This window comes from Streptomyces sp. NPDC006265 (assembly GCF_040613555.1).
Lineage (GTDB): Bacteria > Actinomycetota > Actinomycetes > Streptomycetales > Streptomycetaceae > Streptomyces.
The window spans coordinates 1-18657 of record NZ_JBEXSH010000069.1; the positions used below are offsets into that span (position 1 = coordinate 1).

16 protein-coding genes and 1 pseudogene are annotated in these 18657 nt (G+C 68.5%); 2 read left to right on the plus strand and 15 right to left on the minus strand.

Features of this window, described 5'->3' with window-relative positions:
- The 7 genes from ABZ281_RS08945 to ABZ281_RS08975 all read right to left on the minus strand — a co-directional run.
- Window positions 1-263: transposase (locus tag ABZ281_RS08945; protein WP_356653590.1), on the minus strand; the 263-nt coding region annotated here is incomplete at its 3' end.
- A 122-nt stretch (window positions 264-385) separates the two neighbouring features.
- Entirely contained in the window at window positions 386-2380 is a 1995-nt protein-coding gene (locus ABZ281_RS08950) for an AMP-binding protein (protein ID WP_356653560.1), read from the minus strand.
- A 13-nt stretch (window positions 2381-2393) separates the two neighbouring features.
- Window positions 2394-4712, minus strand: a complete 2319-nt coding sequence (locus ABZ281_RS08955; protein WP_356653562.1) for a pyruvate dehydrogenase — start codon at window positions 4710-4712, stop codon at window positions 2394-2396.
- Between the two features lie 63 nt (window positions 4713-4775).
- Entirely contained in the window at window positions 4776-6533 is a 1758-nt protein-coding gene (locus ABZ281_RS08960; RefSeq protein ID WP_356653564.1) for an FAD-dependent monooxygenase, read from the minus strand.
- Between the two features lie 14 nt (window positions 6534-6547).
- Window positions 6548-7420, minus strand: a complete 873-nt coding sequence (locus ABZ281_RS08965) for a fumarylacetoacetate hydrolase family protein (RefSeq protein ID WP_356653566.1) — start codon at window positions 7418-7420, stop codon at window positions 6548-6550.
- 82 nt (window positions 7421-7502) lie between these two features.
- The gene (locus ABZ281_RS08970; RefSeq protein ID WP_356653568.1) at window positions 7503-8357 is read right to left on the minus strand and encodes an NAD(P)H-binding protein; all 855 of its coding nucleotides are present in this window, start codon (window positions 8355-8357) and stop codon (window positions 7503-7505) included.
- A 7-nt stretch (window positions 8358-8364) separates the two neighbouring features.
- Window positions 8365-8859, minus strand: a complete 495-nt coding sequence (locus ABZ281_RS08975; RefSeq protein WP_356653570.1) for a nuclear transport factor 2 family protein — start codon at window positions 8857-8859, stop codon at window positions 8365-8367.
- A gap of 157 nt (window positions 8860-9016) precedes the next feature.
- Between ABZ281_RS08975 and ABZ281_RS08980 the strand changes: the two genes are divergently transcribed.
- Window positions 9017-9697 (plus strand): GntR family transcriptional regulator, encoded by a 681-nt coding sequence (locus tag ABZ281_RS08980; protein ID WP_356653572.1) that lies wholly within the window; start codon window positions 9017-9019, stop codon window positions 9695-9697.
- A gap of 348 nt (window positions 9698-10045) precedes the next feature.
- Window positions 10046-10338 (plus strand): annotated as a pseudogene (locus ABZ281_RS08985) (IS1380 family transposase); the annotation flags it as partial.
- A gap of 135 nt (window positions 10339-10473) precedes the next feature.
- Here the strand turns inward: ABZ281_RS08985 and ABZ281_RS08990 are convergent.
- The 8 genes from ABZ281_RS08990 to ABZ281_RS09025 form a co-directional block, all read right to left on the minus strand.
- Window positions 10474-12156, minus strand: a complete 1683-nt coding sequence (locus ABZ281_RS08990; protein WP_356653574.1) for a cellulase family glycosylhydrolase — start codon at window positions 12154-12156, stop codon at window positions 10474-10476.
- Window positions 12157-12836: 680 nt separating this feature from the next.
- The gene (locus tag ABZ281_RS08995) at window positions 12837-13796 is read right to left on the minus strand and encodes a helix-turn-helix domain-containing protein (RefSeq protein ID WP_356653576.1); all 960 of its coding nucleotides are present in this window, start codon (window positions 13794-13796) and stop codon (window positions 12837-12839) included.
- A gap of 231 nt (window positions 13797-14027) precedes the next feature.
- Complete coding sequence (locus ABZ281_RS09000) at window positions 14028-14762, minus strand: SDR family oxidoreductase (RefSeq protein WP_356653578.1); 735 nt, start codon at window positions 14760-14762, stop codon at window positions 14028-14030.
- Complete coding sequence (locus ABZ281_RS09005; RefSeq protein ID WP_356653580.1) at window positions 14759-15871, minus strand: 2,3-butanediol dehydrogenase; 1113 nt, start codon at window positions 15869-15871, stop codon at window positions 14759-14761. The genes ABZ281_RS09000 and ABZ281_RS09005 overlap by 4 nt, the downstream gene beginning before the upstream one ends.
- The gene (locus ABZ281_RS09010) at window positions 15868-16062 is read right to left on the minus strand and encodes a hypothetical protein (protein ID WP_356653582.1); all 195 of its coding nucleotides are present in this window, start codon (window positions 16060-16062) and stop codon (window positions 15868-15870) included. Before ABZ281_RS09010 ends, ABZ281_RS09005 begins: the two co-directional genes overlap by 4 nt.
- Window positions 16063-16233: 171 nt before the next feature.
- Window positions 16234-16767 carry a 2,4'-dihydroxyacetophenone dioxygenase family protein gene (locus tag ABZ281_RS09015; RefSeq protein WP_356653584.1) on the minus strand — a complete coding sequence of 178 codons (534 nt, stop codon included), beginning with the start codon at window positions 16765-16767 and terminating at the stop codon, window positions 16234-16236.
- A 418-nt stretch (window positions 16768-17185) separates the two neighbouring features.
- Window positions 17186-18118, minus strand: a complete 933-nt coding sequence (locus ABZ281_RS09020) for a hypothetical protein (protein WP_356653586.1) — start codon at window positions 18116-18118, stop codon at window positions 17186-17188.
- Window positions 18119-18129: 11 nt separating this feature from the next.
- The coding region (locus tag ABZ281_RS09025; RefSeq protein ID WP_356653588.1) for a thiamine pyrophosphate-dependent enzyme at window positions 18130-18657 on the minus strand (528 nt) is incomplete at its 5' end.

An 18657-nucleotide genomic window follows, 5' to 3' on the forward strand; every position in this document is an offset into this window, starting at 1 on the left:
CCGTCCTTGAGGAACCCCGTGTCGTCGAAGACCAGGGCTTCGGGCCCGATCGCCTCCTCCATCCGCCAGGCGAGCTGGGCCCGGATATGCGACGGGTCCCAGGGGCTGGTGGTGATGAAGTTGGCCAGCGCCTGACGGTTGCCGTCCTCCCCGAGCCGGGCGGCCATCGGCTCGACCGACTTGCGCCGCCCGTCGGTCAGCAGCCCCCGCAGGTAGACCTGCCCCCACCGGCGCTGGTCCTTGCGCGCGAACGGCTCGAACACCTCCGCCGCGAACGCCTCCAACTCACCACGCACCAAAGCAATCTCATCCGGAGTCACACACTCTCAACGCCACACCGGGCCACAAGGACACGCACCACCACAACCAACCTGACCAAGCCCTACTAGACGCGGATCTTGAGGCCGTGGACGTGTCGCCTTATCTGTTCCACGGCGTCCGGGTTTTCGGCGCCGGAGAGGTCGCCAGGGTCGGCACCTTGGGCGGCCGCGCGGATCGCGCGTCGCATCACCTTGGCGGATCGCGTCTTGGGGAGTTCATCGACGCGGATGACCTGGCTCGGGCGGAACGGCTTGCCGAGCTGGTCAGCCACGTGTTGACGCAGGCGGGTGGCCACTTCGTCGTCGTCCGTGTGCGGGAGACCCGTTCGGGCCACCCAGAACACCCACACACCTTCGCCCGTGGTGGCGTCCGGCATGCCGACGACGGCGGTCTCGGTGACCGCTGGGTCGTGTGCGACGACGGCCTCGATTTCCGCCGGAGCGACCCGCTTGCCGGCGACGTTCAGCACGTCGTCGGAACGACCGAGGATGAACCAGTTGCCGGCCTCGTCCACCAACGCATGATCACCATGGCGCCAGATCCCTGGGTACGCCGACCAGTAGGCATCCAGATAGCGCTCCTCGTCGTTCCAGACGCCTCGCGTCATGGACGGCCAGGCCTGGCGGCACACCAGCTCTCCGATGGTCCCGGTGACGGAGTTCCCTTGGTCGTCCAGGACGTCGACGTCCATGCCGAGCGCCGGACCACCCAGCGAGCAACTGGCGATGGGTTCGACCGGGTAGGGACACAGGAACGAGCCACCGACCTCGGTACCGCCGGAGAAGTTGATGATCGGGACCCGGGCACCGAAGACGTCGCGGGCCAGCCAGTCGTAGGAGTCGGGGTCCCACGGTTCTCCGGTGGAGCCGATCGTGCGGACGGTGGACAGATCGGCCGACGGTGGCTCGCTCGAGGCCGCGCGGAGGGTGCGGATCAGGGTGGGTGAGACTCCGAGCATGGATACCCGGTGGGTGTCGACGAGTTCCCAGAGGCGATGGGTGTCCGGCTGATCGGGGGAGCCTTCGTAGAGGAGCAGAGTGCCGCCGCAGGCGTGGGTCCCGACGATGGTCAGCGGGCCCATGATCCAGCCCATGTCGGTGATCCAGCAGAAGGTGCGGCCGGGCCCGATGTCGAAGCCGTAGGCGACTTCGCTGGCCACCTTGGTCAGGAAGCCGGCATGGGTGTGCACTGCGCCCTTCGGCTTGCCGGTGGTGCCGGAGGTGTAGGCGAGGAGGAGCACGTCGGACGCCGCGGTGAGCTCGACGACTGGGTCGGGGTCGCTTGCCAGCAGCTCTGACCACGGGACTTCCCCGGCGTCGAGTTTGGGGTCGAGGTCCGTGCCGTGATGGTGGACGACGGCGACGAACTCGACCGAGGAACAGGCGGCCACCGCCTCGCTCACCAGTGGGCGCAGGGGGATGATCCGGCCGCGCCGCACTGTCCCCTCGGCGGTGATCACTGCCTTGGCCGAGGCGTCCTGCAGCCTGGATGCGATCGCCGCGGGGGCGAATCCGGAGAACAGCGGAACTGTGATGGCGCCGATACTGGCGATCGCATAGGTGGCCACGACTGCTTCCGGCAGCATGGGCAGGTAGATGGCGACTGCGTCGCCTTTGGCGATGCCGCGGGCGCGGAGCCCGGCTCGGAGCCGGGCGACCTGGTCGTCGAGCTCGGCGTAGGTCAGTCGACGTACGGCCCCGTCCTCGGACTCGTGCGTGACCGCGACCGCGTCGGGCGTGTCACGGGCCCACCGGGCAAGGCAGGTGTCGACGATGTTCAGCCCGGCTCCGGGGAACCATTCGGTGTGCGCGATCCCTGCGCCTGCGTCCAGGACGCGGGAGTAGGGGGTGCGGAACTGGATGCCGAGGTCGCGGACCACGTGGTCCCAGAATTGCGCGATGTCAGCCACGGATGTGGCTCGCAGCTCGGAGGCCGAACTTGCGCCGAGCGTGTGCATGAGGCGGGCGACGTTGGAGCTGTCGAGGTAGTCGGCCGACGGTTGCCATACGTACTGTTCCCGGGTGGTTTCGCCCTTGGGTGCTGGCACAGGTGTGGTCATGACGTCCTCGGGGTCATACGAGATCCAGGGCGGCCCTGACGATGCTGGCCGTGTCGATGTGGTGGTAGGCGTAGCTGTCCTGAAGGTCTGCGGACTGGCCGAAGTCGGTGACGCCGAGATGGGCGGCGCGCATGCCGTGGACGCCGGCAAGGAACGCGAGCGTGTGCGGGTGGCCGTCGAGCACGGTCACCATGGGACGGGCCCTGCGGGCCGGGAAGACGGCGTCGAGGATCCAGTTCTCGGCTCGGTCGTGTCCGCTTCGGGATCGGCTGGCGCGGAAGAGCAGGTCGGCGCTGGTGATGCAGATGACCTCGGCTTCGTGGCCCTGTTCAGCGAGTCGTTCGGCGGCGTGGAGGGCCTCGGGGACCAGGGCACCCATCACACAGATCGTCACGGAGGGTTCCGGGGTGGGCCGTAGCACGTAGGCGCCGGCCACCACCTGGCGGCGGCGACGCTCCCGGGCGGCGCTGTCCTCGGGTACGCCGGCGAGGCTCTGGTCGATCGACCTGGTCGACAGACGCAGGTACGCCGATGACCCCCCGGGCTTGCCCAACTGCGCCATGGACGCCAGGAGGGTCCACTCGGTGTCGACCACGAATGCGGGCTCGTAGGACACGCAGCCGGGTTGCTCGAGCCCGATGGAGGGGGTCTTGATCGACTGGTGCGCCCCTCCTTCGGGCGCCAGGGTGACACCTGAGGGGGTGCCGACGAGGATGGACTGCCCGCCGGCGTAGATACCGAAGGACCAGGGTTCGAGGGCGCGTTCCACGAAGGGGTCGTACAGCACCCCGATCGGCAGGAGGGGCTGGCCCCAGCGGGACCAGGTGGCGCCGAGTTCGCCGATGACGCCGACCAGGTTGGTCTCGGCGATCCCGAGTTCGAGGTGGCGGCCGCTGAGTTCTTCCCTCCAGTGCAGGATGGTCTCCGCGTCGTCCTCGAACCAGTCCGGGCGCGGGGTCGCTGCCCAGACGCCGGCCTTGTTGACCCAGCCGCCGAGGTTGGTGCTCGAGCTGACGTCCGGGCTGACGGTGACCACTCGTGCGGCCACCGCGGGTGCGGCCCGGTTCAGGTCGAGGAGAGCGCGGCCCAGCGCGGCCTGTGTCGTGGCCTGGCCCGTGGGTGTGCGGCCGAGGTCGTGGGGGACGACGACGGCGGGTGCGGCCGGGGTCGGGGTACGGCGGAGCCGTTCGGCGGCGGCTGTACAGAGTTCGGCCTCCGGGGTGTCGGGGTCGAAGGCGCGCCACGGATCGGCGAGGGACGTCCTGAGCCTGCTCGCCAGCTCGCTCATCTGGTTTTCCTTGAGGAGCGCGGAGTGGTTCTGGGGGTGTCCTTCGGTCGGGAGGCCCCATCCCTTCACTGTGTAGGCGAAGATCACCGTCGGGCGGGTGTCGTCGATGCCGGCGAACGCTGCACCCAGGGCGTCCAGGTCGTGGCCTCCGAGGTTGCGGAACGCCGTGACCAGGACGTCGTCGTCGAGGGTGGTGAGGAGGTCCCGCAGCTCGGGGGTGGTCGCCAGCCTGGAGCGCAGATCGGCTGCGCTGCACCGGAGCAGCCGCTGGTACTCGGGGTTGGTCATCGTGTCGATCCGGCTTCGGAGGGTGTCTCCGCCCTGTCGGGTGAAGATCTCCTTGAGGATCGCGCCGTACTTCACGGTGAGGACCTGCCACCCTGCGGCTTCGAACATGCCCTGGAGGCGTGGGGCGCCCATGTTCGGAACCACGCGGTCCAGGGACTGGCGGTTGAGGTCGACGATCCACACGACCTCGCCTAGCTCGGTCACCATGGGGTCGAGGACTGCCTCCCAGATGGCTCCTTCATCGAGTTCGGCGTCTCCGAGGAGCGAGTACTGTCGTCCCTGCCCGGTGGGGCCGAAGTGAGAGTCGACGTACCGGCGGGCGAGCGCACCCCACACCGGTGCGGTGGCGCCGATACCGACCGAACCGGTGGAGTAATCGGCCGGATCCGGGTCCTTGGACCGGCTGGGGTAGCTCTGCAGGCCGCCGAAGGCGCGCAGAGTCGTGAGGTAGCCGGCGTCCAGGTCGCCGAGCAGGTAGTTGATCGCGTGCAGGACGGGGGAGGCGTGCGGCTTCACCGACACCCGGTCGCCGGGCCGCAGGTGTTCGAACCAGAGGCTCGTCATGATCGAGACCATCGAGGCACTCGAGGCCTGGTGTCCTCCTACCTTGAGGCCGGAGGGATTGGGGCGTACCCGATTGGCGTGGTCCACGATGGCCGTGGCCAGCCAGAGCACGCGATCCCGTACCGACTCCAGCGTTGCTGTGGTCGGCTGTTGCACGGCGGTGGCCCAGGGTTCCTCTGATGTGACACTCATGTGTTCCTCGCTGGTGCAGCTGGGTGCGGGCCCGCCTCGCGGGCCCGCTCGCGTTGATCGGGCTCAGCGGTGCAGGAGCCGGGTAACGGCGCCGAGCAGGTCCTCCACCGGGGCGGCCGATGGTGCTGCACTGCGCCAGCCGATGTGGTTGTCGGGCCGGACGAGGACGGCGCCGCCTGCGTCAAGTCCGCTGACTTCGGCCCAGACGCCGTCAGGATCGGTGATGGTCTCGCCGATGGAGATCACGCCGATCTCGACCCCCAGCTTGTCCTTCACGGCCGCGGCGGCTTCTGCCCACACAGCCCCGGCGGTGTCCGTGATGAGCACGAGGGCACCGGGGGTTGCCAGGTCATGGGTCGAGATCCGCTCCGAGCCCCGCTGGAGCCAGGCGTGTGGAAGCCGGTGCCCCGGACGCGTGGAGGGCTGGTAGGCGCGGCCCATGTCGTCGCGGGCGATCGGGTCGGACCCGTCGTCGACGACGGCACCGCCCTCGTAGGTGAAGCCGATCTCGACATCGTGGGCCTGGAACTCCCACGTCTGCGTCCCGATCGCGACCTCCGCGCGAGCACGCAGGGCGCGGCCGAGTCGGCTGTCGGAGAACAGTGCCTCGAATGCCGCCACGTTGACCTCGACGGGCGCGCCGGGGGCCAGTCCGATCCCGGCGTCGATGACGCCGTGGTTCATGAAGGCGAGCAGCGCCCAGTCGGCTCCGTCTGTGCTGACGGGGAGGCGCTCCGCCTCGTAGCTGTTCAGGAGGTCCTCGCCGGCCTCCCCCGAAAGCACCTTGGCCAGCTTCCAGGTGAGGTTGTAGGCGTCCTGGATGCCGGTGTTGAGACCGAGCCCGCTGGTGGGCGGCTGGCGGTGTGCGGCGTCCCCGGCCAGGAAGATGTCGCCGTAACGCCACTGCTGGGCCACCACCCGTTCGAGGATCCAGTGGCTGACCTTGTGCACCTTCGGCTCGATGTGAGGGAGCTTCAGCATCTCCTTCATCCGCGGGACGATCGCTTCCTCGTTGAACCGTTCGTCGTCGTCGGTGCGGAAGGCGAAGTGCAGCACGAACTCCTCGGAGTCCTTGCCCCAGGTGGGACCCATCTGCACCACTACGCCGGAGCCCCACGAGTCGGCGCCCTCCGGGTTGAGGAACCAGTTGATCAGGGTGCCATCGTCCCAGTAGTCGGAGAGGTCGCAGGAGAAGTGGGTGCTGACCATGTCGACCATGTCCGTCGGGCCGGCCATCTCCACCCCGAGACGAGGGCCGATGGTGCGACCGCCGTCGGCGGCGATGACGTAGCGGGCTCGCACGCTGAAGGTCTCGTCGGTGTCGTGGTTGCGCACGGTGGCGGTGACGCCATCAGGAGCCTGTTGCCAGTCGAGCAGCTCGTGGTGGTAACGAATCCGGCCGGGGGCGCGCTGCTCGGCCTCGGCACGGAGCAGGGGCTCGAGGCGGAGCTGGGGGTAGTTGCTGGACATGACGGGGCTGTCGGCCTCGTAACGCTGCCGGAGAGAACCGCCGCCGAAGGCGTCCATCTCGTGGATGAGCTTGCGGTCGAGTGGCCCCTCCCCGCCCATCGAGGTGGTCCAGCGGACCTTGCCGAACTTTTCGATCGGGGCGCCGACGGCCGTGATGGCGTCGGCCACCCCGTGCTGGCGGAAGGCTTCCATGGTGCGCTGGTTGAGGTAGTGCGCCTTGGGCAGGATCGACGTGGAGTCGTGTCGCTCTATGAGCAGGTGCTCGACGCCGAGGTTGGACAGGAAGATCGACGAGGACAGCCCGCAGCCGCCTCCTCCGACGACGAGGACGGGAACCTGGATGTCGGTCATTTTCCGGCTGCCTTTCATTCCGATGCGGTGGTGGTGCCGGCCGTGAAGGTGTGCCGCATGAGGCCGATGCCCTCGATGTAGGTGGTGAGCTCGTCACCGGCAGAGATCAGCTGCTTGGGGTCCCTGGTCCAGCCGACGCCCGCGGGGGTGCCGGTGAAGACCAGGTCTCCGGGGCGCAGCTCGACGACCGTGGAGAGGGACTCGAGGAGCTCGGGAACGCTGAAGACGAAGTCGCCGGTGCGGGCCTTCTGCATCTCCTGGCCGTTGAGGGAACAGCCGATCTGGAGGTCGTTCGGATTGGCGAACTCGTCGATCGTCACCAGGTGCGGTCCGATGGGCGCGAACCCGGCAAAGGACTTCCCGAGGCTGAACTGGTTCGGCGCCGGAGGTCGTAGCTGAGTCTCGCGCTCCGAGAGGTCCTGGCCGACGGTCAGGCCGGCCACGTGGTTCCACGCCGTCTCGGCGTTGATGTGGCGTCCGCCGGTGCCGATGACGACCACCAGCTCCGCCTCGAAGTCGACAGATCCCGGAGGGAGACAGATGGAGCCGAAGGGTCCGGTGATCGCGCTGGGGAACTTCGTGAAGACCATGGGCTCCGCGGGCAGCGCGATCCCGGCTTCCTCGGCGTGGCCGCGATAGTTGACGCCGACAGCCAGGATCTGGTTCGGCAGGGGCACGGGAGGGCCGATGCGCTCGCTCACCAGAGGCTGGACGAGGCTGGCGTCGGGTGCGTCGAGCCAGGCTCCTGCCCAGGTGGTGAACTCGGTCCACCTGGCGTACACCGCCATCGGCTCGGAAGGGAACCGGCCACGAGAGGCTCTTTCGAGATCGACGTAACCGTCCGCGACGGCCAGGGCGGCGCGGCCCGCGTAGTTGATGTATCGCATGAGGGTGCCCTCCTCGGGCAAGGTTCAGCGCAGCCGAATGCGGCGGCCGCGATGGTCGGAGGAGCTGGTCAGCGGGTGGCGATCAACGGGCGGGGACGTTCTCCTCGATGAACGCACGCACACTCCTGGGCGGATGACCGGTCGTCTCCTCGACGTCGGCGGTGACGAAGTCCGCCCCGCCGTTCGCGAAGAGCGTCAGCATCTCCTCGAGATGACGCGCCTCCCAGGCAGTGACCCCGTGAGCTCGAGCGGCGGCGGCAGCCTCGGGAGGGGAACTCGTCCTCACCTCTGCCCGCGTTCCACAAGCGCGGAGACAGGCGGCGAGACCGGCGAAGGTCACCGACTCCGGCCCGGTCAGCGTCAACGTCCTGCCGTCGTACGCGGGGTTCGCGAGAACTGCGGCCGTCACGTCGGCAATGTCACGGCAGTCGACCGCGCTGATCCCCTTCTTCGAGATCGGGTCGTTCACGACGCCCGAACGCGCGGCTGTCGCGATCACCCCGGCGACGAGTCCCTGCATGAACGCGTTGGGTCGCAAGATGACATGCCTGGCGCCGGAGCCGATGACAGCCCGCTCAACCTCCCAGTGCCGGCGGCATGCCTCCGGGCCGTCGGGACGGATCCCGGTGCTGGTCCCGGAGATCTTCACGACCCGCACGCCGGCGTCAGCCGCTCGCGCAACCAGGTCGATCTGCACGTCCGCCATGCTGGGCCCGTGCGGTGTCAACAGGACGATTGCCTCGATGCCTTCCAGCGCCCGGTCCAGCGTGTCCGGCCTGGTGAAGTCTCCTACGACGATCCGGGCCGCGCTCGGGAGAATGCCCGCAGCTCGTACCGGGTCGCGAACCAGAGCGCTCACTGGGCGTCCGGCCGCGTCGACGGCTTTGACGAGGTGGGGACCCAGTCGACCGGTGGCGCCCACGACCAGCGTGGTCACGAGAGGCTCAGAACGTCTCGACGTGGGCGTCGGACGGGATGTCGTCGTGGATCGGTCCATCGAGGCGGCGCCACAGCTCGTAGCCGTTCTCGCGGATGATCTTTCCGTCGTCGTCGAGTTCGAAGATGTGCACGATGCGCATGCTGACCTCGGTCCCGGCCGGGAACGGGCAGTTCGGGACGTTGTTCGCCACGTCACCCACCAGCGTCAACTCGGCGATGCTGTCGTCGGTGACGAAGTTCCCCGCTCCGAAGCGACGGACCGCGGTCATCTTGTGGATCTGGTAGGAGTCGAAGATCTTCAGGTAGGCCTCCCGGACCTGGCCCTTGTCGCGGAGCAGGACGCCACGAGCCGGAACCTCCCAGACGATCGTGTCGCCGTACAGGTCGATGGCCTTGTCGATGTCCTTCGGGTTCTCGTTGTGGAAGTGGGAAGCGACGACGCGCAGGTTGCGCTCCACGATCTCCTGGGCGGTCAGCTTCGGTGTGTCGGTGGTGGTCATGGCCCTGCTCCTGCGGCTCTTGATGGCTGTGACGACCGCCACGCTAGGCTGTTATCTGTTATAACAGCAAGAGGTGTGCACGACTGGTTTCAGGGATTTTCATCAGCGCATCCGGGAGATGTGAACTGATATAACAGCCACCGGGGATTGGAGGGCGATGAGCAGCACCCCTGAGGGACTGGGAGTACGCCAGGTGTCGCGCGCATCCCTGGCCGAGACGGTGACGGCCGAGATCAGGCGCTCGATCCTGGCGGGAGATCTCAAGCCCGGAGAGGAGTTCTCCCTCCGCACGCTCGCCGCAAATCTCGGTGTCAGCGTCATCCCGGTGCGCGAGGCACTACGACGCCTCGAGGGGCAGGGGCTCGTCGTCAACGAGCAGGGACGAAGCTCCTACGTAGCCCCGCTCAGCCACGAGGACCTGCACGGCATCTACCGGCTCCGCAGGCAGCTGGAGCCCGAGATCGCCGCTCGGTCGTGCCTCATCATCGAGGACGCCGAACTCGCCCGACTCGGCGAAGTCGTCAGAACCTTCGCGGACCCCCGCCTCGGTGTCGACGAGGTCTACGACGCCCACCACAACTTTCACCTCGCCCTCCTCGCGCCTGCCGCGACAAACTGGGATGTCACCACGTTGGAGACGCTCTGGCGGGCTGCCGAACGGTACATCCGGCTGGCCTTCAGCGCCCGAGACGCCGAGCCCACGGAGCACTCACGTCGCGGGCACGCCCACGGCGAGTTGCTCGAGGTCTTCTGCACGCGCGATCCCGACGCGGTGACGGCCGCGGTTCTCCACCATCTCCATGACAACGAGGAGATCGCCCAAGGCGCACTCGCCTGACCGCTGACGGCTGGTTATCTCTGGTGGACCGGGGCGCCAACCTGCCCGCGAGGGATCCGCGCGGAGGACGAGAAGCGCTGTGTCCGCGGCGACGCGCGGTGGCGCACGGGGTGAGCCACGACACCCTTCATGGCATCTCTCGGTTGCGCCGCTCTCGAACCCGAGATCGCGGCCCGAGCCGCGATGATGCTGACCTGCTCGAAGCTGGATCGGCTCGACCGGCTCGAGCGCGCGGCCGCGGAATGCGCTGAGGCGACCACGGCGCCGATGATGTCCACGCTCCAGGCGGAGGGTACTTTCTGCGCGCGGGCTATCGGGTTGCGTCCCAAGGTCCAGGCCGCTGCCGATGGTTCGGGGCTGGGGCATGTTGGGCCACGGTCGCTCGCCGATCTTGCTGATGCCACCGGGCTGAGCGTCGCGTAATCCGCCGCCCTCAGACGGCTTCGGCCCCGCGGACCGGGCATGATCCGGGCCGAATCGCCGTACTGCGGGATCAGGCAGGGTTGTTCGGCCCCATCGCCTCGACACCGACAGCCTGGCGGCTGCTCGCCGACGTTGACGAGGAGGCACTGGCGTCGCTGCGCTCGGCTCGTGCCTGCGCCCGGGAGGTCGCCTGGCTACAGGCCGCCGAGCACGGTGAGGACAATCCCCGCAGCCCGGGCCGCCGGGCGTGTGCTGCCCAGGCTGGTCCGAACCCCGATGCCACCCAGGTCACCTGTCACTAAACTCGCCGGACTCGCCACCTGAATATCGCCTAATTCCCGATAGACCCGTTTTCAGGCGGATGTGCCCGCGACCGCGGTGCCGGACCTGGTCAGCGTGTACGTCAAGAGCGTTCCGCTCCAGAAGTGGAAGGTGAGGGTCACGGCGGCGCCGTCGGTGACACCGTCGAAGAACGCGGTCGGCAAGGTGATCGTGCCTGCGGTGTAGTCCGGCGTGAAGGCCACATTGAACTGCTGGTACGTCGTCCAGGACTGCGGACCGGCGGCGGTGCCGTCGACGTAGACGGCTTCCATGGTCGCCAACTTGTCCCCGTTGAACGCGGTGGGTATCACCAGCGAGGTCGTCGTACCCGTCGCGCTCGTCAGCACCGGCTTGTCATAGGTGATGACGTTGATGGCCCAAGGAATTCCGTCCGTGAACCGGAGGGAGAGAACGGCATTCGTGCCATGCTCCTGGGACGCGGTCAGCCGGCTGAGCGTCGCCGCTGCGATCGTCAGCGTGCTGCCGCTGACGGTGTAGTCCACGCCCCGGATCAGGTGACGGGTGCCGACATCGATCTTCGTCAGCCGGGTGCCGTTGACGTTCAGCGTGATCGTCGCGTCCGTCGGGGCCCTGCCCTTGAGCACGAAGAGCTGATCGGTGGACGCGGTGCCGGAGCGACCGCTCCAACTGGAACGTATCTGCGCGTAGAGGCTCGGGTCGTTCCATTGCATGGTGCGGCGGTTGAAGCGACTGCCGTTGTCCCACAGCATCGTGGTCAAGCCCCGGTACCGCGCGTAGTAGCCGAGATACTCGAGGTACTTGAGCGTCTCACCCTCTTCGACCGTGCCTGGGCCGGAGTCCCAGCCGAGCAGCCCGTATTCACCGATGACGGCCGGGATCCCGTTGGCCACGAAGGCCTTGTGCACCAGGTCGAACGTGTCGGTCAGGTCCTGCTGGGTGGCCGCGTTGAAGGTCGTGTAGCCGGCGAGGTTCACGCTGAAGGGCCAGAAACTGTAGTAGTGGACCGAGGCCACGAGATTCGGGTCGCCGAGCGCGGTGAAGGTGGTGACCAGGCTGTCGATCTTGGCCTGATCCGGGGTGTCCCCGAGGGTCGGCATGACAAGCAGCCGGTCGGCATTGCCTCCGCCGGTCGCGCGTACAACGGAGTGGAAGGTCGTGTTGAGCTCGTTCATCAGAACGGCGTTCTGCTCGTCGCCGGAACTGCCGGTGAAGAAAGGCTCGTTGACGCTCTCGAAAAGCAGTCGGCGCGACTCGTCCCGGAAGGTGTCCGCGATCTGCTGCCAGGTGGCCGTGTACTGGGCCAGAACCGCGTCATGCTGGGTCGGCATGTTCAGCACCCACTGCCACGCGTCGCCGTGCATGTTGATCAGAACGTAGAAACCATCGGCCAAGGCCCAGTCGACCACCTGCTTGGTCCTGGCCAGGAACACCGGGTCGAGGGTGTAGCTCGGAGCCGGGCCCTCGTGCTGGCCCCAGGTCACCGGGATACGGATGCTCCTGAAGCCCTGCGCCTTCAGCCTGCGGAAGAACGCCTGGGTCACCCGCGGGTTGCCCCATGCCGTCTCGTCGGCGCCGATGGCCTCGAAGCTGTTGCCCAGATTCCAGCCGGGCTGCATGTCCGCGACTACGTCCAGCGCGGACGCCGACGCGGCGGAACCAGTGGACCGGGCAGCGGCCTGGGCGGCCGATGGGATGGACAACGCGGCGACGGCGAGGGCCGCGGAGGTCGTCATGGCCTGGCGGCGAGTGAAACCGGCTGAACTCGGCACAGAGCTCTCCATTGAGTCGAAAGGCCTTCCCTCAGGCCGAAGGCGTCCGACGTCGAAGCGCTTCGACACGTTGCGGGAGCGTAGCGCAACCTGGCGACGGAGAGAACGGGCTGATCCGCATGGAAACTCGATCGAGCGCGAAAGGCCGCGCGTCGAAGCGCTTCCCCTCAATAGCGCGTCAGGTGCGGCGTCACGCACGCTCGTCGGGGTTCGCTGCTCATCCACCGCCGATGCCTACCGGACCGGCGGTCACCCGGCGGGGGATCTCACGTCTTCCCTGCACCCGGCCGCTCGCGAGGAACGGCCAAGAAAGCCCCGACGTCCTGCCAGCGTCCCGAATCGGCCGCCCAACCCGTCGCGCACACCACCTGCGGAGGGAAGTTCACGCGCCGCGTGACCTGCGTCCCGCATTTGTCCTGCCGATCATGAATCCATGATCAACTAGGGCACGGCCTCAACTCCGCCTCAATGAGGCCATCGATCGCGCCCCCCCTGTACCACGCCGGCATCACCACGAACCTGCTGCTGTTCGGCGGCCCGGTCCGGGGGCGGGGCGCCATGGCGGAGGCAGGCGTGCCGGTCTGTGACGACCAGGAGTCCGGCGGTCCGGCTGGACGGCGCCGAAGGCGCTGCGGCCACCACCTTCACATGAGGAACGGGCGCGTCTTGCCAGGAGTCTGTCCGAAATGGCTCCGAAAGACGCGGGTGAAGTGAGCCTGGCTGGCGAAGCCCCAACGATGGGCGACATCGGCGATCGTCAGATGGCGTGAGCCGGGATCGGCGAGCGCCTGCCGGGCCTTGTCCAGCCGCTGTTCGAGAATGTGGCGGGAGGGGCTCACCCCGGTCGGCTGGAAGATACGGCTGAGGTGCCGGGCCGACACTCCGATCGCCTCGGCGACCCGCCCTGCGCTCAGCCCGGGCTCGGCCAGGTGCCGGTCTATGTAGTCCTTTGCCACGGCCAGCTGGGAGAGTGCGGCAGGCGGCGCGGAACCACCGTCCAGCCTCGGTGCGGCCAGCGTACGGACGAGGTCCAGCACAGTGTCCTGGGTGCCGATCGAGTCATCGCTCTCCTGCCCCGTGACCCAGCCGGCCAGTACCGCCCCCAGCGCGGAAGCCAGCGCACCCTCGGCCGCCGACCCCCTGCCGAACAGCATCGGCGCCGACACGTCGCCGGAGGCGCACCGCGTGGCGAACACCTCGCGGGGGATGTCCACCAACAGCTGGCGCATCGGGGTGGGAAACCCGAACAGGTACGACCGGCGCGTGTCATAGATGATCAGGTCGCCCGTCTGCAGGGTGTGGCAGCCGCCCTCGTGGAAGAACACCCCGCGGCCCGCTGTCAGCAACGAGACGAAGACGGAGTCCTTCGGGAGCGCCTGGCACGTCCGCGGAGTCCGCTCGATGACGTGCTCGTTGCCGGAGATCTCGGCCAGTCGCAGATCACCCAGCTCGATGTTCGTCTCCGTGGCCAGCAGACCCTGCTCCGAGTAGGAAGAGCAGGTCAAGCCCACCAGGGCCCGTCGGTTGTATTCCTCCCAGAAATCGATCCGGTCCGCCGGATCGACCGACTGCGTGGACACGCGGGAGACGATGGGTACGGTCACCTGAGTCTCCTTTCCGGAGTACAGCCACCGGCAGGAGAGTGAGCGAACCGGGCCGTGCCGCCTCCTCTGACCTCAGGCCGTCGGCGGCGCCTGCCTCTCTCGTCGGCCTTGAGCGTACTCCGGTGCCGCACCGGCGTCACGGGTCGCAGCCGGAAGCCCCGCCCTCGAACCAGTGCGGCCGGGCGAAAGCGGTCCAGACAGGGCGCGCCGTGCTCCGGGGTACCGGACGGTTCAGACGGTCAGGTAGCCGCCGTCGACCGGGAGGACCGCGCCGTTGACATAGGAGGCGGCGGGCGAGCAAAGGAAGGCGATCACTGACGCGATCTCCCGCGGCCGGCCGAACCGTCCGAGCGGGACTCGCGCGAGCACCGCTTGCGCGGCGTCAGGGTCGTCGAGCAGACCGCGGGCGAGCGGAGTGGTGACGAAGCCCGGTGCCACCGCGTTCACACGGATGCCGTCCGCGGCGTACTCGGCGGCCAGGGACCGGGTCAGCTGGGAGACGCCGCCCTTGCTGGCGCTGTAGGCCGGCCGGTCTCGGCTGCCGAAGAAACCGAACATCGACGAGACGGTGACGATGCTGCCGCCCTGGCGGGCGAGCAGCGGGCGTGTCGCCTGGCACGCGACCATGGCCGAGGTGAGGTTGACCTCCAGCACCTGGTCCCACCATCCAAGGTCGTATTCGTCGCGGTCGCGGCTGAGCCCGGCGCAGGCGACGAGGTGGTCGATGCGGTCGTAAGCCTCGATCCGGCCTACGAGGCCGTCCCGGTCCGTGACGTCCTGCTCCATGATGTCGACTCGCTTGTGGCGGGGCAGCTCGTCGGCGCCGGCCGGCGGCAGTCCGAGGGCGTGCACCTCGGCTCCGAGTTCGGCGAGCAGGTCGGCGGTGGCCGCGCCGATGCCCGAGGTGCCTCCGGTCACCAGGACGCACTGGCCGGCGAGAAGGTCGGGGGTGAGTCCGGTGGTCATCTTTGTCTTTCCGTTCGGTCGGCGGGTGGGTGGGGCACTGGTGCCCCGGTACGGTGTGCCGCTGGGTCGACGAGGATCTTGACCTGGTTTCCCGGGCCGCCCAGCAGCGCCTCGAATCCATGGGAGACGAGGTCGTCGAGGACGATGGTCGAGGTGACGACCGGTGTCAGGTCCAGGTGCTGTTCCGCCACGAGCCGGATGAGTTCCGGATAGGTGTCGCGGTAGCCGACGCTGGCGATGATCGACTGCTCGTTGTTGACCAGTGCGAAGGCGTCCAGGGACACCTCCTGGGCCAGGCCGACGAGGACGATCCGACCGCCGCGCCGGGTCGCGGCCAGGCAGGTGCGCAGGGCGGTCTCGGATCCGACCACCTCGAACGCGGCATCGACGCCCTCTCCGCCGGTCAGCTCATGGATCCGCTCCCCGGCGTCTCCTTCTCGGCCGGCGTCGATCAGGTCGGTGGCGCCCAGGCCGGCCGCGAGTTCCAGGCGGGCCGGGGACACATCGACGGCGAGGACCCGCCGCACCCCACGTGCCCCGGCGAGCAGGACGGTGAGCAGGCCGATCGGTCCCAGGCCGACGACGGCCACTGTCTCCGGTGTGGTCCCGGCGCGTCGCAGTGCGTGCAGGGCGACCGAGGCCGGTTCGAAGAGCGTGGCCTGCTCCAGCGACACGGTCTCGGGGAGGCGGTGCGCCATGTAGGCGGGGATGGCGGCGTACTCGGCCATGCCGCCGTTCCCCATCAGCCCGGCGAACCCGAAGTGCCGGCAGATGTTGTACTCGCCGGCCCGGCACCGTGGGCAGGTCCCGCACCGGTAGTTCGGCTCGATGGCCACTCGGTCGCCGATGGCCAGACCGGTCACCGACGGCCCGAGGGCCGCCACCGTCCCGCAGAACTCGTGGCCGAGGACGAGCGGAGCTGTGGCACCGGAGGCCGGATGCGGCTCGGCGACCGGGATGGCGTGCGGCCCGTCGGCGTACTCGTGCAGGTCGCTGCCGCATATGCCGCAGTAGGCCACCTCGACGAGCACCTCGCCGGGCTGGGGTTCGGGGACGTCCACCTCGGCGATGCGGACGTCCCTGGCTCCGTACCAGACAGCGGCCTTCATACGGTGCCCCCTACCGGACTGCGCTCTCCTTCGACCGCTTGGCCGACCGAGCCCTGGAGCAGCCCCATGTGGAGACCGCGACGGTTCTCCCGGGACGCCTCCACCATCAGGGACCGTGCCAGCGGCAGTACGCCACCCTCCGCCACACCCACCAGGGCCCGGGCGATGAGCAGACCGAGGAATCCGGTCATCAGGTGGATTTCCTTGCTGATGAACGGGGCGAGGAGAGGCAACAGCCGGTTCTCATAGCGGCCTGGATCACTGTCGATGGCCGAGGGCGATTTTGCGCCGGGCCGAACACGGACACGGACACGGGTACAGCTATGTGGCATGGGAACCTCGGTTGAGGGGACGGACCCGGGTCACCGGAAGAGCGAGTTGACGTAGTCGGCGCCGATGCCGACCTTCTCGTAGTGGTTGCGGCACAGCTCGATGTAGTCGTGCACGTCGAAGTAGCCGACGGTTTCGCCGTTCTCGTCCAGCCAGATCAACGGCCCCTTGACGATGAAGAACGCCTTCATCGGCTCGTCGCTCTCGTAGGCCACCAATGTGTGTCCCTCGCCCGGCGCCTCGTAGATGAAGTCACCGGCCTGCGCGGTCCAGGGCCGCTCCAGGTAACCCCACTTGCCGGAGATCGTGTAGGCGAACACCTCATGCGGGTGGTAGTGCCGGTTGACGAGTCCGGCCTCCTTGGCGTACAGGATGTCTGCCCAGGAGTTGTCCTTGACGTTGATCCACAGCGGGCGCGATCCGACGGTCTCGCTGAGTGGTGCGTAATACCGGTCGTCGTCGGTGGCCACCTGGGACAGATAGACCTCCGGCTGCGCGTCCGGCTTGACCGAATTCGTGATCGGCTTGAGGCCCTTCCAGAATTCGGACCTGGCTTGCTCGGACATGTTTCGGCTCCGTTTCGTCGGGGTGGCCGACAGTGAATCCCGATAGCCGAGGACATGTCTTTCCCTCGGGAGACATCGTGGATTGCCTGTTTGGGACATGCCCGCGCCGCACGCGCAGCCCCACGGCGGCTCGCCGCTCGTACGACACGGCGGCCCATTCGTGCTGCGCGGCCCGGGCACGGTGGGCGGACACGCCTACGTCTTGCACCGACGCCCGCCCCACGGTGGCGAGTTCCTTGCCTGTGGCCTTCTCAACGGCGGGAAATTCGCCGCCGGGCGTCCGGCCGTAGGCGGTGTGGATGTGGCCGGGCCTTGCGATGGAAGGCGGGGCGAGCAGGCACATCCGGTCGGTCACCGCGACTCCTCAATGAGTCGGTGCGAGTCGGTGCGAGTTGCTTCGAGTCCGAAAGGGGGTCGTTCAGCGGGCGGCGGACACGTCGTCCATGTCGGCCACGGCGGCCTGCACGCGCACGGCCGCCTGCTGCATGCCGTGCAGTTCGCCGGGCGTGAGGTCCCACTCGACGACCCGGCGCACCCCATCGCGGCCCAGCTCCACGGGCACACCGAGACTCGCCCCGTGCACTCCGTACTCACCGTCCAGGACAACCGACGCGGGCAGGACGGTCCCGCTGTCGGTCGCAATGGCTTCGATCAGCCGCGCGGTGCCCAGGCCAGTGGTCCAGGTGGAGGTACGGCCCGAGTCGAGCGCCACATGCCGGGCGTACCAGTTGTCGGCGTACTCCTCGGCTGCTGCCCGCTCTTCGGTGGTGAGGACGACGGGCTCGCCGCCGACGGTGATCCGGCTGTAGAGCGGGACCTGGCCCTCGCCGTGCTCGCCGATCATCCAGGCGTCGACGTTCCTGGGGTGGACGCCCAGGGCATACGCGATACCGGTGCGCAGGCGCAGGCTGTCGTTGAGCGTGTAGCCGATCAGCCGGTGCCGAGGCAGCCAGCCCCGCCGGTGCACCCAGGTCATGAGCGCGTCCACGGGGTTGGTCAGCATCAGTACGACACCGCCGAAGCCGGAATCCTTCAAGGGCCGCAAGCACTGACCGACGATCGCCGCGTTGTCGGCGAGAAAGACGGACCGTGAGGAGTTCAGCCGCAGCGGTACGGCGGCGCTGAGCACGACGACGTCCGCGTCGAGCGTGTCCTCGGGCGTGCCGCCGCGAACGGTGTCGGGCGTCGCGCCGAGCGCGAGCGCGTTCTCCTGGTCCATCACATGGCTGGTGATCATGTAGGGCCTGGTGTCGACCAGGACGATCTCGTACGTGCCCTGCGCGGACAGCAGGTTGAACGCGGCGGACGAACCGATGCCGCCCGCGCCCCCGATGATGACGACCTTCATCATGTCTCTGTCTCCTACGAACGGAATTCGGGATCGGCCTCGACGGCCACTTCGAGCACCAGCGGCTTCTGCCGCCCGGCGAGGTCCGGCAGCACCTTGTCGAGTACGGACAGCAGGGCGGCGTGGCTGTCGATCCGCTCGGCCGGGCAGCCCAGCCCGCGCGCCAGTCCCGACACGCTCAACTCGCCGAACGCCGGCCAGGCGGGGGCGGCCGAGCCCGCGCGTTCGGAGAGGCGGTCCATGATCGCGTATCGGCCGTTGGCCAGGATGACGAACAGCACGCCGGTGCCGTAGTACGCGGCACTCCACAGCGCCTGGACCGAGTACAGCGACGACCCGTCGCCGATGACGGCCACCACCGGCCGCCCGGGATCCGCCATCCGTACGCCGATCGCGGCCGGCATCGCGAAGCCGAGGCCCCCCATGGCGGCGCTGAGGAAGCCGAACGGCGCGCGGGCGGGCAGCAGCGCGTGCAGGTCCGGCCTACTGGACGGGGTCTCCTCCACGACCACCGCGTCCGGGGCGAGCCGGTCGGCCAGGGC

What these genes read in the sequence shown, in the direction of transcription:
- ABZ281_RS08950 (WP_356653560.1), bottom strand. Translation starts at nt 2,380, where the DNA reads ATGACCACACCTGTGCCAGCACCCAAGGGCGAAACCACCCGGGAACAG.
- ABZ281_RS08955 (WP_356653562.1), bottom strand. Translation starts at nt 4,712, where the DNA reads ATGAGTGTCACATCAGAGGAACCCTGGGCCACCGCCGTGCAACAGCCG.
- ABZ281_RS08960 (WP_356653564.1), bottom strand. Translation starts at nt 6,533, where the DNA reads ATGACCGACATCCAGGTTCCCGTCCTCGTCGTCGGAGGAGGCGGCTGC.
- ABZ281_RS08965 (WP_356653566.1), bottom strand. Translation starts at nt 7,420, where the DNA reads ATGCGATACATCAACTACGCGGGCCGCGCCGCCCTGGCCGTCGCGGAC.
- ABZ281_RS08975 (WP_356653570.1), bottom strand. Translation starts at nt 8,859, where the DNA reads ATGACCACCACCGACACACCGAAGCTGACCGCCCAGGAGATCGTGGAG.
- ABZ281_RS08980 (WP_356653572.1), top strand. Translation starts at nt 9,017, where the DNA reads ATGAGCAGCACCCCTGAGGGACTGGGAGTACGCCAGGTGTCGCGCGCA.
- ABZ281_RS08990 (WP_356653574.1), bottom strand. Translation starts at nt 12,156, where the DNA reads ATGACGACCTCCGCGGCCCTCGCCGTCGCCGCGTTGTCCATCCCATCG.
- ABZ281_RS09000 (WP_356653578.1), bottom strand. Translation starts at nt 14,762, where the DNA reads ATGACCACCGGACTCACCCCCGACCTTCTCGCCGGCCAGTGCGTCCTG.
- ABZ281_RS09005 (WP_356653580.1), bottom strand. Translation starts at nt 15,871, where the DNA reads ATGAAGGCCGCTGTCTGGTACGGAGCCAGGGACGTCCGCATCGCCGAG.
- ABZ281_RS09010 (WP_356653582.1), bottom strand. Translation starts at nt 16,062, where the DNA reads ATGACCGGATTCCTCGGTCTGCTCATCGCCCGGGCCCTGGTGGGTGTG.
- ABZ281_RS09015 (WP_356653584.1), bottom strand. Translation starts at nt 16,767, where the DNA reads ATGTCCGAGCAAGCCAGGTCCGAATTCTGGAAGGGCCTCAAGCCGATC.
- ABZ281_RS09020 (WP_356653586.1), bottom strand. Translation starts at nt 18,118, where the DNA reads ATGATGAAGGTCGTCATCATCGGGGGCGCGGGCGGCATCGGTTCGTCC.